Origin of the sequence: Streptomyces sp. NPDC048185, from assembly GCF_043202495.1 — a bacterium.
GTDB lineage: Bacteria > Actinomycetota > Actinomycetes > Streptomycetales > Streptomycetaceae > Streptomyces.
The window spans coordinates 717671-733254 of record NZ_JBIDAN010000001.1 but is presented as its reverse complement, the minus strand read 5'-3'; the positions used below and the strand labels follow the sequence as shown (position 1 = coordinate 733254).

Sequence of the window (15584 nt, the reverse complement as noted above, 5' to 3'; positions counted from 1 at the left end):
AAGGCGGACTGAGAGGCAGCGATGGGCGGTGGACTTCTGACGCGTTCCCAAGGCGCCCTCGCCGGCATCGTCCTGGCCGGGCCCCGCCTGGTCGCGCGCGGCACCGCACCCGCCGTGGGCGCGGCGGCCGGCGCGGCCGCGGGCACCGCACGGGCCGGTGTGCGCGGCGCGGACTTCGCGGCGCGGGCGGCCCGGGTCGCCCGCGCCGCACTGCCGGGCGGCCCCCGCCACTGGCGGGCCGGCCCCCGGGCGCACATCGCGCTGCGGCCGGCCGCGGCCGAGAGGGTCCACCGCGCGGGCGGCACGGAACACGTCGCGCGCCGCGTGGCGGCGGCCCTCGCCGAACACCCCGACGTGGCGCTCGCCTACTGGGACAACGGGCTGGCCCGGCTGGTGGTGACCGCCACCGAGGAGGAACTCACCGACCGGGTCGTGGACCACGCGACCGACCTCGCCGCGCAGCACGGGCTGGCCCGCGCCGACGACGAGGTCGAGGAGCTGGCCCACCCCGGCGACCCGGTCGCCGTGCGCGTCGCGGCGACGGCCCTCGGCGCCGACGTCCTCGGCATCGCCGCCGCCCTCACCGCGTCGTCCCTGCGGCTGCCGCCCTCGCCCCGCCTGGTGACCGCCGTGGTGACGCTGCTGCGCGAGAACCCCAGGTTCCGCGCCTGGCTGCGCGAGCGGCTCGGCCCCCACCGCATGGACCTGGCGCTGGCCGCCGCCAACGCGGCCGCGCACGGCGCGGGCCAGAGCCCGACCTCGCTGGTGCTCGACGGCGCGGTGCGCGCCTGCCAGCTGGGCGAGGCGGTGGCCCGGTCGGCGGCCTTCGAAGCCGTGCACGACCGGCTCTGCGACCCCGGCCGGGGCAGCCTGCCCGCCGACCCCGCCCTGCGCCCTGCGCTGCGCACCTCCCCGGCCCACGACTACGCCACCCACGCCTCGACCGGCAGCGTGGCGGGCGCGGCGGCGACCCTGCTCGTCAAGCACGACCTGGCGGAGGCCGCGGAGGCGGTGCTCGCCGGCTCGCCCAAGGCCGCGCGCTACGGTCCCGCCGCCTTCCACGCCGTACTGAGCGCCGCACTGTCCCGCACCGGGGTGCTGGTGCGCGACCCGGAGCGGCTGCGGCAGCTGGAGATGACCCGCACGGTCGTCCTGCACCCGAGCGCGCTGCGCACCCCGAACGCGGGGGCGGACCCGTGGACCGAGGACGTCCTGGACGCGGCGCGGCGCGCGGGGCTGCGCGTGGTGATGGTGGAGGACCCGGCGCTGGCCGACTTCACCGGCCTCGCGGACCAGGTCGTCAGCGCCCGCCGCCCGCTCGGGGACGTGGTGGAGGGACTGCGCGCCGAGGGCGGCGGCGTCATCACCGTCGTACGGCCCCTGCCCGGCGACGACGAGACGGTGCTCGCCGGGCTGTTCGGCGGCGACGTGGCCATCGCGCTGGCCGACGCGGACACCCCGGTGGCCTGGGGCGCCGACGTGCTGGCCTCGCGCGGTCTGGCCGACGTGTGGCGGGTGCTGCGGGCGGTACCGGCGGCCCGCGCGGTCGGCAGCCGCTCGCAGACGCTGGCCCGGGCCGGTGCCGCGCTGTCCGGGCTGCTGGTCGCCGTCGGCGAGGCGCGCGGCAGGGGCGTCGGATCGCCGCTGCCCGGGCTGCGGCACGCGCCGGTCGACGCGAGCGCGGCGGCGGCCCTGCTGTCCGGGGCGCGCGCCGCCCTCGGCGTGGCGGTGGCCCGTGCGCCGCACCCCCGGCCGCGGGTGGCATGGCACACGCTGGACGTGGCGGACGTACGCGACCGGCTGGAGCGCGAGGGCGAACCCGAGCCGACCGTCGTCGAGCAGGCCACCGGCCGGGTGCGCGAGGTGGCCGAACGGGCGGGCCGGGTGCGGGCACTGGCGCCGGTGCGGTGGTCGTGGCAGCTGGCCCGGGCCGTGCGCGGCGAGCTGGACGATCCGCTGACCCCCGTACTGGCGGTCGGTTCGGCGGCCTCCGCGATCCTCGGCTCGGTCGTCGACGCGGCGCTGGTGGTCGGCGCGCTGGACCTCAACGCGCTGGTCGGCGGCTTCCAGCGGCTGCGGGCCGAACGGGCGCTGTCCGGGCTGCTCGCGGAACAGAAGCAGAAGGCGCGGGTGAGCGAGGAGCCCGGAGCGCAGGGCGCGGAGCCGTCCGTGGAGGGCGCGGATACGCCTGCGGCGGGCGAGCCGCGGATCGTGGACGCCGCCAAGCTGCACCCGGGGCACGTGATCGAGCTGAAGGCGGACGACGTCGTGCCCGCCGACGCCCGGCTGCTGTGGGAGGACGGCCTGGAGGTGGACGAGTCCGCGCTGACCGGCGAGTCGCTGCCGGTGGACAAGAGCGTGGACCCGGCGCCGAAGGCCCCCGTGGCCGAGCGGCACTGCATGGTCTTCGAGGGCACGACCGTGGTGGCCGGCCGGGCGCGGGCCGTCGTCGTGGACACCGGCGAGCACACCGAGGCCGCGCGGGCGGTGGCGCTGGCCGCCCGGACGCCGTCCGCCGCGGGCGTGCAGGCCAGGCTCCAGGAACTGACCCGCAAGGCACTGCCGTTGACGCTGGCCGGCGGCGCGGCGGTGACCGGTCTCTCGCTGCTGCGCGGCACGCCGATCCGGCAGGCCGTCTCCGGTGGCGTGTCGGTGGCGGTGGCCGCCGTGCCCGAAGGGCTGCCGCTGGTGGCGACGGTGGCCCAGCTGGCGGCCGCCCGCCGGCTCAGCCGGCACGGCGTCCTGGTGCGCACCCCGCGCACGCTGGAGGCCCTGGGCCGCATGGACACCGTGTGCTTCGACAAGACCGGCACGCTCACCGAGAACAGGCTCCGGCTCACCCGCGTCGCGGGCGCCGACGGCACCGTCCGCAGGGCGGGCGACCCGGACGCCGCCGGCGCCGTACGGGTCGCCGCGCGCGCCTGCCCCCGGCTGGACGGCGACGGGGCCCGGCCGACCCACGCCACCGACGAGGCCGTCCTGGACGCCGCCGGGCCCGACCCCGGGTGGACGCAGGACGAGGGCCTGCCCTTCGAGACCTCCCGCGGCTACGCCGCCGCCGTCGGCCGGGACGCGGACGGCGCCCCCGTACTGGTCGTCAAGGGCGCCCCCGAGACCGTGCTGCCCGCCTGCGCCGGCCTGCCGTCGCACGCCTCCGAGGCGGCGCACGACCTGGCCCGTGCCGGACTGCGCATCATCGCGGTGGCGAGCCGGCCGCTCGGCACCGGCGAACGGGCGGCCGGCGTGCTCGAACAGCCGCTGTCCGGGCTGGAGTTCACCGGGCTCCTCGCACTCGCCGACGTGGCGCGCGAGACGTCCCCGGCGCTGGTGCGCGGGCTGCGCGAGGCGGGCGTACGGCCCGTGGTGCTGACCGGCGACCATCCGCAGACCGCCCGCGCCATCGCCGTCGACCTGGGCTGGCCCGAGGACGCGGTCGTCGTCACCGGCGACGAACTCGCCGCCGCCGACCGCTCGGCGCGCTCCCGGATGCTGCGCGACGCGGACGTGGTGGCCCGGGTGGCGCCCGAGCAGAAACTGCAGGTCGTGGAGTCACTGCGGGACGCCGGGCGGGTCGTCGGCATGGTCGGCGACGGCGCCAACGACGCCGCGGCGATCCGCGCCGCCGACATCGGCGTCGGCATCAGCGCCCGCGGTTCGGCCGCCGCGCGCAACGCCGCCGACCTGGTCGTCACGGGCGACGACCTGCTGGTGCTGGTGGAGGCGGTGCGGGAGGGCCGGGCGCTGTGGCACAGCGTCGCCGACGCCATCGCCATCCTGATCGGCGGCAACGCGGGCGAGGTCGGCTTCGGCATCCTCGGCACCGTCCTCGGCGGTTCCGCCCCGCTGTCCACCCGCCAGATGCTGCTGGTCAACCTCTTCACCGACCTGTTCCCGGCGATGGCCGTGGCGGTGACGGAGACGGGGGACGCCGAGCAGGAGAAGGACGACGCGGGCGCGCCGCTCGGTACGGCGGTGCTGGGCGCGCCGCTGATCCGGCAGATCCGGCACCGGGCCATGACCACGGCGCTCGGGGCGACCGCGGCCTGGCTCTTCGGCCGCTTCACGCCGGGCACGAGGCGGCGCTCGACGACCATGGCCCTGTGCGCCGTGGTCGGTACGCAGCTGGCCCAGACCCTCGCCGACCGGCGCGGGAGCCGGCTGGTGCAGGTGACGTCCGTCGGTTCCGCCGCCGCGCTGGTGGTGCTGGTGCAGACGCCGGGGGCGAGCCAGCTCTTCGGCTGCACGCCGCTGGGGCCGGTGGCCTGGGCGGGCGTGGCCGCGGCGATCGCGCTGGCGCTGACGGGGCAGCGGGCGCTGCCGCGGGTGGAGGCGGCGGTGGTGAGGTACTGGCCGCGGGTGCCTTCGGCGATGAGGTGAGGGCGGGGCGCGGGTCGGGCCGGTGGTTTTTGGGTGCGGGTGGGTGGGGGCTCTCCGCGCAGTTCCCCGCGCCCCTGAGGGGCGTGTGGTGGGGCTTGGGGAGGGGTGGCGGTCGGGTGGCTCTGGGTAGGGGGCGGTCCGGTGGTGTGTCGGGTGCGGGTGGGTGGGGGCTGGGCGCGCAGTTCCCCGCGCCCCTCAGGGGCGTGTGGTTCCCCGTGTCTCTCGGGGTGTCAAGCGTGTGCTGCCTCTTTGACTTCCGGTGACTTCAGGCGCTCGGCGGTCAGTTCTGCTGTGTGGTGGGCCCAGCGGCCGGTGGTCACGGCGCCGAGGACGAGGACCGCCAGGCCGCAGGCGGCCAGGATCCACCAGCCGGGGCGGGCGGCGGAGACGAACGCGGAACGGTACGACGACGTGCCCACGCCCGCCGCCAGCACCGCGCCGATCACCGCGACGCCCAGGGTCTGGCCCAGCTGGCGGCTGGTGGAGGCGACGGCCGCGGCCACCCCCGCCTGGGCGCGCGGCATGCCGGAGACGGCCGTGTTGGTGATGGGCGCGTTGACGAAGCCGAAGCCGACGCCGAACAGGACGTACCCGATGAAGAGGGTGACGTCGGACGTCTCGGCCTCGAAGGCGGCGAACAGGACCCCGCTCACCGTCAGCGCGCCGCCCGCGATCAGCAGGGGCAACCGCGGCCCCCGGCTGCCGACCAGCCGCCCGGACAGCGGGGCGCACAGGAACGTCGGGACGGCCATGGGCAGCATCCACAGCCCGGCGTGCAGGGCGCTCAGCCCGCGCACGTTCTGCAGGTACAGCGTGGAGAGGAACAGGAAGCCGCCCAGCGCGGCGAAGGCGCAGACCGCCGTGACGGTGGCCCCGCTGAACGGCACCGACCGGAAGAAGCGCAGGTCGATGAGAGGCTCGGCGCGGCGCGGTTCGTAGCGCAGCAGTCCGAGCAGCGCGGCCAGCGCCAGCACGGCGTAGGGGAGTACGGACAGGAACCCGGCGCTCGGGGCCTCGATGATCGCGTAGGTGAGGGAGCCGAACAGCACGATCACCATCAGCTGGCCCAGCGGGTCGGGCCGGCGGGCCCTGGGGGCGCGGGACTCGGGCACGAAGCGCAGGGTGAGCAGCAGCGCGGCGAGCCCCACCGGCAGGTTGACCCAGAAGATCGAGCGCCAGCCGACCGACTCCACCAGCAGCCCGCCCACCAGGGGACCGGCGGCCATCGAGATGCCGACGACCGCGCCCCACACGCCGATCGCGCGGGCGCGCTCGCGCGCGTCGGTGAAGGTGTTGGTGATGATCGACATGGCGACCGGATTGAGCATCGAACCGCCCACCGCCTGCACCGTGCGGAACACCACCAGCGAGGACAGGTCGGGTGCCAGCGAGCACAGCAGCGAGCCGGCGGTGAAGACCACGAGGCCCGTCATGAAGACCTTTTTGCGGCCGATCCGGTCGGCCGTGGAGCCCGCGAGCATCAGCAGCGCGGCCAGCACCAGCGTGTACGCGTCGATCGCCCACTGGAGCCCCGACGTGCTCGCGTGCAGATCACGCTGCATCGAGGGCAGGGCGACGTTCAGGATCGTGTTGTCGATGCTCACGATCAGCAGGCTCATGCAGCAGATGGCGAGCACGAGCAGACGTCGGCGGTGGGTGAGCTCGGGCATGGGATCCATGGTAGCCCGCTTCGATAGTGCGGTTAACTAATGACCAGTACACGATTGTGCGGACGGGGACGCCGAGCACGGTCGCGCGTGCGGGACAATGGAGGAATGTCCACGCCCACCGCGCCCGCCCCCGCCACCGCGAACCCGTCGTTGCAGATCGGCCCGCACACCGCCGCACCGCCCGTGGTGCTGGCGCCGATGGCCGGGATCACCAACGCGCCCTTCCGCACCCTGTGCCGGGAGTTCAGCGGCGGCAAGGGCCTGTTCGTGAGCGAGATGATCACGACCCGGGCGCTGGTCGAGCGCAACGAGAAGACCATGCAGCTGATCCACTTCGACGCGACCGAGACCCCGCGCTCGATCCAGCTGTACGGCGTCGACCCCGCGACCGTCGGCAAGGCCGTCCGCATGATCGCGGAGGAGGACCTCGCCGACCACATCGACCTGAACTTCGGCTGCCCGGTGCCCAAGGTCACCCGCAAGGGCGGCGGCTCGGCCCTCCCGTACAAGCGCAACCTGCTCCGCTCGATCCTGCGCGAGGCCGTCAGCGGCGCCGGTGACCTGCCCGTCACCATCAAGATGCGCAAGGGCATCGACGACGACCACCTGACCTACCTCGACGCCGGCCGCATCGCCGTCGAGGAGGGCGTGACCGCCGTCGCCCTGCACGGCCGCACCACCGCCCAGCACTACGGCGGGACCGCCGACTGGGAGGCCATCGCCCGGCTGAAGGAGCACGTCCCGGAGATCCCGGTGCTCGGCAACGGCGACATCTGGTCCGCCGAGGACGCGCTGCGCATGGTCCGCGAGACCGGCTGCGACGGTGTCGTGGTCGGGCGCGGGTGCCTCGGCCGGCCGTGGCTGTTCGCCGACCTGGTCGCCGCCTTCGAGGGGCGTACGGACGCCTTCGTGCGGCCCACCCTGCGCGAGGTCGCCGACGTGATGGTCCGGCACGCCACCCTGCTGGGCGAGTGGATCGGCGACGAGGCCCGCGGCGTGATCGACTTCCGCAAGCACGTCGCCTGGTACCTCAAGGGCTTCGCCGTCGGCTCCGAGATGCGCAAGCGCCTCGCGATCACCTCCTCGCTCCAGGAGCTGCGCGCCGGGCTCGACGAGCTCGACCTCGACCAGCCCTGGCCCACCGGCGCCGACGGCCCCCGCGGCCGCACCTCCGGCAACAACCGGGTCGTCCTGCCGGACGGCTGGCTGAAGGACCCGTACGACTGCGCGGGCGTCGGCGAGGAAGCGGAGCTGGACACCTCCGGCGGCTGACCGGCGGCGGATCCCCTCCGACCCGCCGCGTTCACCCCTCGGACGGATGCGGGGTCGAGCCGTACGCCGTCAGGAAGCGGTCGCGGAAGGAGCTCATCCTCCACACCGGGGCGTCGTGGGCGGGCCGGAGGCCGTCGGTCCAGTTCCAGTCGTCGATCGCGTCGAGCACCTTCGGGTCCTTCGCGACGATCGAGACGGGCACGTCCCGGCTCGCCCCGGTGCCGCTGACCCGGGCGATCGGCTGGTGGTCGCCGAGGAAGACCAGGACGGTGTCGTCGGTGCCGTAGCGCTCCAGCCACTGGGTGAGGCAGGTGACCGAGTACTGGATCGACTTGCCGTACTCCTCGCGGGACCTGTGGGAGTCGGCGATGACGTCCGCGGACTTCTCGCCCGCCGCCTCGATGCCGTCGAACACCGAACCGTCGCCGAGCTCGTCCCAGCCGACCATCCGCGGGATCGGCGCCCACGGCTGGTGGCTGGAGGTCAGGATGATCTCGGCCATCAGCGGCCTGTCGCGCTTCCTGCCGTGCTCCAGCCGCTGGAAGGCCTCGAGCGCGTACTGGTCCGGCATGGTCGACCAGCTGAACTTCGGGCCCTCGTACCCGAGCCCGTAGGCGTCGTAGACCTTGTCCAGCCCGTGGAACCGGGCCTCCGGCCAGGCCTTCTGCACGCCGGGCATGATGCCGACCGTGTCCCAGGCCCCCGTCTCGCCGAACATCCCGGTCAGCGTGCGGTGCTCGCCCGACGTCACCGTGCGGTAGCGCTGCTGGTTGTCCACCCACAGGCCGGACACGAAGGTGGAGTGGCCCAGCCAGCTTCCGGCGCCGTACGTCGGGGAGGTCAGCCAGCCGCTCTTCGCCCGGTAGCCCGCCGCGGCCAGCGCCTTCGTGCTCGCGTCGAGCGTCCGGTCCACGCCGGGGGCCATCACCGGGTCCTCGACGGCGCTGCGGCCGTAGCTCTCGATGAAGGCGAAGATCATGTCCTTGCCGCGCAGGTCCGGCACCAGCTGCCCGCCGGGCGTGGCACCGAAGGCGTCGGCCTTCGCCTCCTCGGCGAAGGCCGCCTCGTCCCGCACCGTGTCCACCACCCGTTCGGTCTGCGCCCTGAGGGCGTACGCGGCCCGGCCCGAGGCGAGCGGCATGCCGAAGGCGTGCAGGCCGAGGATCGAGCAGGTGATCCACACGGTGCCGGCGGCCAGCACCCCGCGCATCGCCCGCTCCCGGTGCCCGGCCAGCACGTCGCCCAGCCGGACCGCAGCCAGGGCCAGGGACACCAGCAGCAGCAGCGCGAGGGCGACGGCGCCGAGCGCGGCGAGGGTCGCGACCGTCCCGCCCAGCGAGTCCTCGACGTAGCTGCGCGCGTCGTCGAGCAGTCCCCAGTCGAGCACGACGTTGAAGCCCCGGCCCAGGTACTCGCCGAAGCCCATGTCCAGCAGGTTCAGCAGGGTCAGGACGCCGAGACCGCCGCCGTAGAGCACGGCCACGACCCGCCGGGGCCGGCGCGGCAGGCCGAGCAGGACGGCGGCGCCGACGATCGCCTCGGCCGGGATCTGCGTGAAGCGGTTCGGTTCCAGGGCGATGTACGTGTTCGGCAGCAGCAGCGCGGTGAGGACCAGGGCGGCGGCCAGGGCCGTGGTGGTCCGGCGCAGGACGCGCGCGGGGACGGGGTGACGGGTCCGCCAGGCACGCCAGTGGGCGACGCGGGCCGTGAAGGGGCGGGGCGCGGGTCCGGCCGCCGGGGCGGTGGGTCGCGGAGCGGGCTCGCGGGGAGGTGGCTCGGGGCCCGGCTCGGTGGCGGCCCCGGGCGCCGTCTCCGTCGCCGTCTCCGTTCCCGTGAGGCCGGTGTCGGCGTCGGCGTCGGCGGCCGTGTGCGGTGGCCGGCGGAAGCGCGTGAAGACAGGCACCCGAAGGTCCTTCCCTGTGGAACCCGGTGGACGGCGGACCCGGCGTGGGGGTCCGGGTCCGCCGCACTGTCGTACGTCCCGTGCGCGGAGTGCGTTCAGCCTGGTGCGATCACGTCTCCGGTCACGTCTCCGGTCACGTCTCCCGTCACGTCCGAACGCGCCCCGGAACGCGTCCGCATGGTGAAATCCGGCGAGCTGTGGCAGCGTGATTCTCGCCACCTCTGATAAAGGCGGTGCTCAGATGAGCGGATCTTGGGCGAGTCCACTTCCTCAAACAGTGGCACTGAGTGCCAGGTGATGATCGTTCATCGATCGAACTCACTTGTCCCGAATCCCGCTCATGTGAGCGCATTAGGGCGGTGCGGAGACCGCTTGAGTTCAAGAAGTGAAAACACGGCGCCCCCGTCGCTTGCCAAGCTTTGACTTTCGATCCGCTGGCGGACGAGTGGTTACAGGCGCATGACGCGCAAGTGGACGTACCCAGGTGCCTTTGATCTGGGTAGATTCCTCGCCGTCAGGGCAGCCACCGCGTCTTCGAGGAGTCGAGACCCGTGTCGGAAAACAAAGATCCCCACGTAACGAAGTTCGTCTACGACTTCACCGAGGGCAACAAGGACCTCAAGGACCTTCTCGGCGGCAAGGGTGCCAACCTCGCCGAGATGACCAACCTGGGCCTCCCGGTTCCTCCCGGCTTCACCATCACCACCGAGGCCTGCAAGACCTACCTCGACAGTGGCGAGGAGCCGGCGGCACTGCGTGACGAGGTGAGTGCGCACCTCGACGCCCTCGAGGCGAAGATGGGCAAGAAGCTCGGCCAGGCCGACGACCCCCTCCTCGTGTCGGTCCGCTCCGGGGCCAAGTTCTCCATGCCCGGCATGATGGACACCGTCCTCAACATCGGTCTCTCCGACAAGTCGGTGCAGGGCCTGGCCAAGCAGGCCGGCGACGACCGCTTCGCGTGGGACTCCTACCGCCGCCTCATCCAGATGTTCGGCAAGACCGTCCTCGGCGTCGACGGCGACCTCTTCGAGGACGCGCTGGAGAAGGCCAAGGAGGCCAAGAAGGTCACGGTCGACACCGACCTGGAGGCCGCCGACCTGAAGAAGCTGGTCACCGCCTTCAAGAAGATCGTCAAGAAGGAGGCCGGCCGGGACTTCCCGCAGGACCCGCGCGAGCAGATGGACCTCGCCATCAAGGCGGTCTTCGACTCCTGGAACGGCGACCGCGCCAAGCTCTACCGCCGCCAGGAGCGCATCCCGCACGACCTCGGCACCGCCGTGAACGTCTGCTCCATGGTCTTCGGCAACCTCGGCCCGGACTCCGGCACCGGCGTCGCCTTCACCCGCGACCCCGCCTCCGGCCACCAGGGCGTCTACGGCGACTACCTCCAGAACGCCCAGGGCGAGGACGTGGTCGCGGGCATCCGCAACACCGTGCCGCTCGCGGAGCTGGAGCAGATCGACAAGAAGTCGTACGACCAGCTGATGCAGATCATGGAGACGCTGGAGAACCACTACCTGGACCTGTGCGACATCGAGTTCACGATCGAGCGCGGCCAGCTGTGGATGCTCCAGACCCGCGTCGGCAAGCGCACCGCGGGCGCGGCCTTCCGCATCGCCACCCAGCTGGTGGACCAGGGTCTGATCGACGAGGCCGAGGCGCTCAGCCGCGTCAACGGTGCCCAGCTCGCCCAGCTGATGTTCCCCCGCTTCGACGAGAGCGCCCGGGTCGAGAAGGTCGGCCGGGGCATCGCGGCCTCCCCGGGCGCGGCGGTCGGCAAGGCCGTCTTCGACTCCTACACCGCCGTCAAGTGGTCCCGCTCCGGTGAGAAGGTCATCCTCGTCCGCCGCGAGACCAACCCCGACGACCTGGACGGCATGATCGCCGCCGAGGGCATCCTCACCTCGCGCGGCGGCAAGACCTCCCACGCGGCCGTCGTGGCGCGCGGCATGGGCAAGACCTGTGTCTGCGGCGCCGAGGAGCTGGAGGTCGACACCAAGCGCCGTCGGATGACCGTGCCGGGCGGGCACGTCGTCGAGGAGGGCGACGTGATCTCGATCGACGGCTCCTCCGGCAAGGTCTACCTGGGCGAGGTCCCGGTCGTCCCGTCCCCGGTCGTGGAGTACTTCGAGGGCCGCATGCACCCGGGCGCCGACGACGCCGACGAGCTGGTCGAGGCCGTGCACCGCATGATGGCCTTCGCCGACCGCAAGCGCCGGCTGCGCGTGCGCGCCAACGCCGACAACGCCGAGGACGCGCTGCGCGCCCGCCGCTTCGGCGCCCAGGGCATCGGCCTGTGCCGCACCGAGCACATGTTCCTCGGCGACCGGCGCGAGCTGGTCGAGCGGCTGATCCTGGCCGACACGGAGGCCGAGCGCGAGGAGTCCCTGAAGGAGCTGCTGCCGCTCCAGAAGCAGGACTTCGTCCAGCTCTTCGAGTCGATGGACGGCCTCCCGGTCACCGTCCGCCTGCTCGACCCGCCGCTGCACGAGTTCCTGCCCGACATCACCGAGCTGTCGGTCCGCGTCGCGCTCGCCGAGTCCCGTCAGGAGCCGCACGAGAACGAGCTGCGCCTGCTCCAGGCCGTGCACCGCCTGCACGAGCAGAACCCGATGCTGGGTCTGCGCGGCGTCCGCCTCGGCCTGGTCATCCCCGGCCTGTTCACCATGCAGGTCCGGGCGATCGCCGAGGCCGCGGCCGAGCGCAAGGCGGCCAAGGGCGACCCGCGCGCCGAGATCATGATCCCGCTGGTCGGCACCGTCCAGGAGCTGGAGCTCGTCCGCGACGAGGCCGATCAGGTCATCGCCGAGGTCGAGGCGGCCACCGGCGCGAAGCTCAAGCTGTCGATCGGCACCATGATCGAGCTGCCCAGGGCCGCGCTGACCGCCGGTCAGATCGCCGAGGCCGCGGAGTTCTTCTCCTTCGGCACCAACGACCTGACGCAGACCGTGTGGGGCTTCAGCCGCGACGACGTCGAGGCCAGCTTCTTCACGGCCTACCTGGAGAAGGGCATCTTCGGCGTCTCCCCGTTCGAGACGATCGACAAGGACGGCGTGGGCTCGCTGGTAGCCTCCGCCGCCAAGGCCGGCCGCGCCACGCGTCCCGACCTGAAGCTCGGCGTCTGCGGTGAGCACGGCGGCGACCCGGAGTCGGTCCACTTCTTCCACGAGGTGGGTCTGGACTACGTCTCCTGCTCCCCGTTCCGCATCCCGGTCGCCCGCCTGGAGGCCGGCCGTGCGGCGGTCACCTCGAAGGGCAGCGACCACCGCTGATCCCACGCGGGGCACGCAAGACCCCGGAGCCGCCGTCTGTCACCCGACCACCCTCACCGATCGGCGGCGGCTCCGGCTCACGAGAAAGGGCGGCACCCTTGTGCGGGGGTGCCGCCCTTCGGGTTTTCGCGCGTCCGCTGTCCGTTGTGCGGCGGCTGTGTGCGGGGTGTGACGCATCTTTCAAAGACGCACCACAACCATCGGGTTCACTTGGTGGTCATCTGCACGATGGTCCTACGCCCACGACAGTAGGAAACACGACGCCGGAAATGGTGGACGGATGTCCCAGACGGAACAGGCAAGGCCGGTCGACAAGGCCTCGGAGGGTGACGACGGTGGGGTGACGGCGCCCGAAGCGCCGCCCGCTGCCGGGGCGCGCGTGGAGGTCCCGGCCGGACCGGTCGTCCGCGGCAACCGGCTCGCCGCGCTGGACGGGCTGCGGTTCCTGGCGGCCCTCGCGGTGGTGCTCTTCCACTTCGTGGGCCAGACCCACGGGGCCATGATCGCCGTCTGGGGCCGCCCGTATCAGGAGCTCTTCCCCGACGCGCACCGCTACTTCGCCTTCGGGCGGCTCGGCGTCGACCTGTTCTTCCTGATCAGTGGCTTCGTCATCTGCATGAGCGCCTGGGGGCGCACGCCACGCGACTTCTTCATCTCCCGTGTGACCCGTCTGTACCCCATGTACTGGGTGGCGATCGCGGTGTCGGCGAGCGTCGTCTATCTCTTCGACACCCCGTTCGGGCACCCCAACCCACGGGTGCTGTTCGCCAACCTGACGATGCTGCAGACCCCGCTCGGCGTGGCCAACCTCGACTCGGTCTACTGGACGCTCTGGCCGGAGCTCTGCTTCTACCTCACCTTCGTGGTGGTGGTGTGGAAGGGGCTCACCTATCAGCGCGTGGTCATCTTCTGCGGGATGTGGACGGTCGCCGCGGTGCTGGCGCCCAGCGCCCACATCCCGCTGCTCACCCTGATGGTCAACCCGACGTCCGCGCCGTTCTTCATCGCGGGCATGGCCTTCTACCTCATGTACCGCTACCGGCCGACGCCGCTGCTGTGGGGCATCGTCGCCATGTCGTGGCTGCTGGCGCTGCACTTCCTGCTGACGCCGCGCGGGGGCCGCAACAACTGGGAGACCTGGGCGCCGTGGCGCGGCTGGCTGGTCCTGGTCATCACGGTGTTCTTCCTGCTGATCGCGGTGATAGCACTCGGCTGGACCAGCAGGATCCGCTGGCGGGGACTGACCGTCCTGGGGACGCTGACCTTCCCGCTCTACCTGCTGCACGACGTCATCGGCATGTCCGTCGCCCATCACTTCGCCGACCGGGTCGATCCCCGGCTCCTGGTCGGAGTCAGCGTGGCCGGCCTGATCCTGCTGTCGTACGTCGTCCAGCGGTTCGTGGAACGCCCGATCGCGCTGGCCATGCGGCGGCTGCTGAGCAGCGCAGCGTTCAGTCTGGAACCGCCGAAGCCACGCCGCTGAGCGAGCGGAGGCGGGTCAGCGGGTGCCGGTGTCCCGGCGCCTGCGGGCCGCCAGGAGCAGGCCGCCGCCGGCGAGCACGACGACGGCGCCGCCCGCCGCGAGGTACGGGGTGCTGTCGTCGCCGCCGGTCTCGGCCAGGTCGGTGCCCTGCTGACCGGCGGCCCGGTCGCCGGCCTTCCCGCCGGCCTTCCCGGAGCCGTCGACGGCGCCCGTGCCCGAGTCCGTGTCCTTCCCGGCGCCGGTGTCCTTGCCGTCGGCGGGGACGAAGTCCGCGGGCGGCTTGTCGCAGCCGACGCCGTCCTTGTCCCGGTCCAGGTGGGCGCCGTAGTGCTCGTCGCCCTTCTGGATGTCGGAGTACCCGGCGGCGTAGGCCTCGGTGCAGTTCTTGAAGGGATGGGTGCCGTCGTGCGCCTCGGCGACGGCCGGCAGGGCGGCCAGGGCCAGTGCGGCGACGGTCACGGCGGCCGGCTTGCGGAGGAGGTTCATCGCGTGTCCCGGGAATGGTGTGGAACGGCTGGGTCGAGGTGCCGAAGGTAGTCACGTGACGCGAGTGCGGCGGCGATATGGAGGAGCCGTGACGGGAACGTGACGTGACCGGAAGGTAACTCTCCGCACCCGGCCTCGCGGCGCGTACGGTGAGGTGGGGTCCGGGAGATCGGGAAGGAGTCGTGGATGACCGGCTGGAGTGTGCGCGACGTCCCCGCTCAGGACGGAAGGACCGCCGTCGTCACCGGGGCCAACAGCGGACTCGGATACGTGGTCGCGCGGGAGCTGGCGCGCAAGGGGGCGCGGGTCGTGCTCGCGTGCCGCAGCGAGGCGCGGGGCGCGGCGGCCCTGGAACGGCTGACCGGCGAGGTGCCGGGCGCCGACGTGGAACTGGCCCGGCTCGACCTCGGCGACCTGGCCTCCGTGCGCAAGTTCGTGAGCGCACTGCCGTACGGGCGGGTCGACCTGCTGGTCAACAACGCCGGGGTGATGGCCCTGCCCTACGGCACGACGGCGGACGGGTTCGAGACGCACTTCGGCGTCAACCACCTGGGGCACTTCGCCCTGACCGGCCTGCTGCTGCCGGCGCTGCTCGCCGCTCCGGACGCGCGGATCGTCACCGTCTCCAGCATGATGCACGCGCTGGCCGACGTCGATCCGCGCGACCTCAACAACGTACGGCGCTACGGGCGGTGGACGGCCTACGCCCGCTCCAAGTCCGCCAACCTGCTCTTCACGCACGAACTGGCGCGCCGGCTGGCGGCGCCGGCCGGCGGGCCGGCCGTCACGGCCGCCGCCGCCCACCCCGGGTACGCGGAGACCAACCTCCAGACCGCCGGGCCGCGTGCCGAGGGGCGGCGGTTCGCCGAGCACCTGATGCACCTCGCCAACCGGGTCGTCGCCCAGCCCGCCGAGGCGGGTGCGCTGCCCGTCCTGTACGCGGCCACCGCACCCGCCGTGGCCCCCGACTCCTTCACCGGCCCGGCCTTCGCCCTGTGGCGCGGAGCGCCCGCACCGTCCTGGCGGGCGCCCCGGACACGCGACGACGCGATGGGGGAGCGGCTGTGGGCCGCCTCCGAGCGGCTGACGGGGGTCACCTACGAGGCGCTGCGGGCCTGAGC

General features: G+C 73.2%; 8 protein-coding genes. 5 read left to right on the top strand and 3 right to left on the bottom strand.

Annotated elements, in window-relative coordinates; genetic code table 11:
• The first annotated feature begins 21 nt into the window (after positions 1-21).
• Positions 22-4377 carry a cation-translocating P-type ATPase gene (locus ACGF3H_RS03340; protein WP_362488655.1) on the top strand — a complete coding sequence of 1452 codons (4356 nt, stop codon included), beginning with the start codon at positions 22-24 and terminating at the stop codon, positions 4375-4377.
• A gap of 230 nt (positions 4378-4607) precedes the next feature.
• On the opposite strand, the gene ACGF3H_RS03335 is transcribed toward ACGF3H_RS03340, so the two are convergent.
• Positions 4608-6047: an MFS transporter gene (locus ACGF3H_RS03335; RefSeq protein ID WP_362488653.1), complete on the bottom strand. Its 1440-nt coding sequence runs from the start codon at positions 6045-6047 to the stop codon at positions 4608-4610.
• A gap of 105 nt (positions 6048-6152) precedes the next feature.
• On the opposite strand from ACGF3H_RS03335, the gene dusB reads away from it, so the two are divergent.
• On the top strand, positions 6153-7319 hold the full coding sequence (gene dusB / locus ACGF3H_RS03330; protein WP_362488652.1) for a tRNA dihydrouridine synthase DusB: 1167 nt from the start codon (positions 6153-6155) through the stop codon (positions 7317-7319).
• A 31-nt stretch (positions 7320-7350) separates the two neighbouring features.
• Here the strand turns inward: dusB and ACGF3H_RS03325 are convergent, their stop codons facing one another.
• Complete coding sequence (locus ACGF3H_RS03325; protein WP_393816448.1) at positions 7351-9222, bottom strand: CDP-alcohol phosphatidyltransferase; 1872 nt, start codon at positions 9220-9222, stop codon at positions 7351-7353.
• 551 nt (positions 9223-9773) lie between these two features.
• On the opposite strand from ACGF3H_RS03325, the gene ppdK reads away from it, so the two are divergent.
• Both ppdK and ACGF3H_RS03315 read left to right on the top strand, forming a co-directional pair.
• The gene (ppdK, locus tag ACGF3H_RS03320; RefSeq protein ID WP_362488650.1) at positions 9774-12494 is read left to right on the top strand and encodes a pyruvate, phosphate dikinase; all 2721 of its coding nucleotides are present in this window, start codon (positions 9774-9776) and stop codon (positions 12492-12494) included.
• Between the two features lie 280 nt (positions 12495-12774).
• Positions 12775-13977: an acyltransferase gene (locus ACGF3H_RS03315; RefSeq protein ID WP_362488648.1), complete on the top strand. Its 1203-nt coding sequence runs from the start codon at positions 12775-12777 to the stop codon at positions 13975-13977.
• Positions 13978-13992: 15 nt separating this feature from the next.
• On the opposite strand, the gene ACGF3H_RS03310 is transcribed toward ACGF3H_RS03315, so the two are convergent.
• Positions 13993-14463, bottom strand: a complete 471-nt coding sequence (locus tag ACGF3H_RS03310; protein ID WP_362488646.1) for an excalibur calcium-binding domain-containing protein — start codon at positions 14461-14463, stop codon at positions 13993-13995.
• 186 nt (positions 14464-14649) lie between these two features.
• Here ACGF3H_RS03310 and ACGF3H_RS03305 point away from each other — a divergent pair, with 186 nt between their 5' ends.
• Positions 14650-15582: an oxidoreductase gene (locus ACGF3H_RS03305; protein WP_362488644.1), complete on the top strand. Its 933-nt coding sequence runs from the start codon at positions 14650-14652 to the stop codon at positions 15580-15582.
• The last annotated feature ends 2 nt before the right edge of the window (positions 15583-15584 follow it).

What these genes read in the sequence shown, in the direction of transcription:
- ACGF3H_RS03340 (WP_362488655.1), top strand. Translation starts at nt 22, where the DNA reads ATGGGCGGTGGACTTCTGACGCGTTCCCAAGGCGCCCTCGCCGGCATC.
- ACGF3H_RS03335 (WP_362488653.1), bottom strand. Translation starts at nt 6,047, where the DNA reads ATGCCCGAGCTCACCCACCGCCGACGTCTGCTCGTGCTCGCCATCTGC.
- dusB (WP_362488652.1), top strand. Translation starts at nt 6,153, where the DNA reads ATGTCCACGCCCACCGCGCCCGCCCCCGCCACCGCGAACCCGTCGTTG.
- ACGF3H_RS03315 (WP_362488648.1), top strand. Translation starts at nt 12,775, where the DNA reads ATGTCCCAGACGGAACAGGCAAGGCCGGTCGACAAGGCCTCGGAGGGT.
- ACGF3H_RS03310 (WP_362488646.1), bottom strand. Translation starts at nt 14,463, where the DNA reads ATGAACCTCCTCCGCAAGCCGGCCGCCGTGACCGTCGCCGCACTGGCC.
- ACGF3H_RS03305 (WP_362488644.1), top strand. Translation starts at nt 14,650, where the DNA reads ATGACCGGCTGGAGTGTGCGCGACGTCCCCGCTCAGGACGGAAGGACC.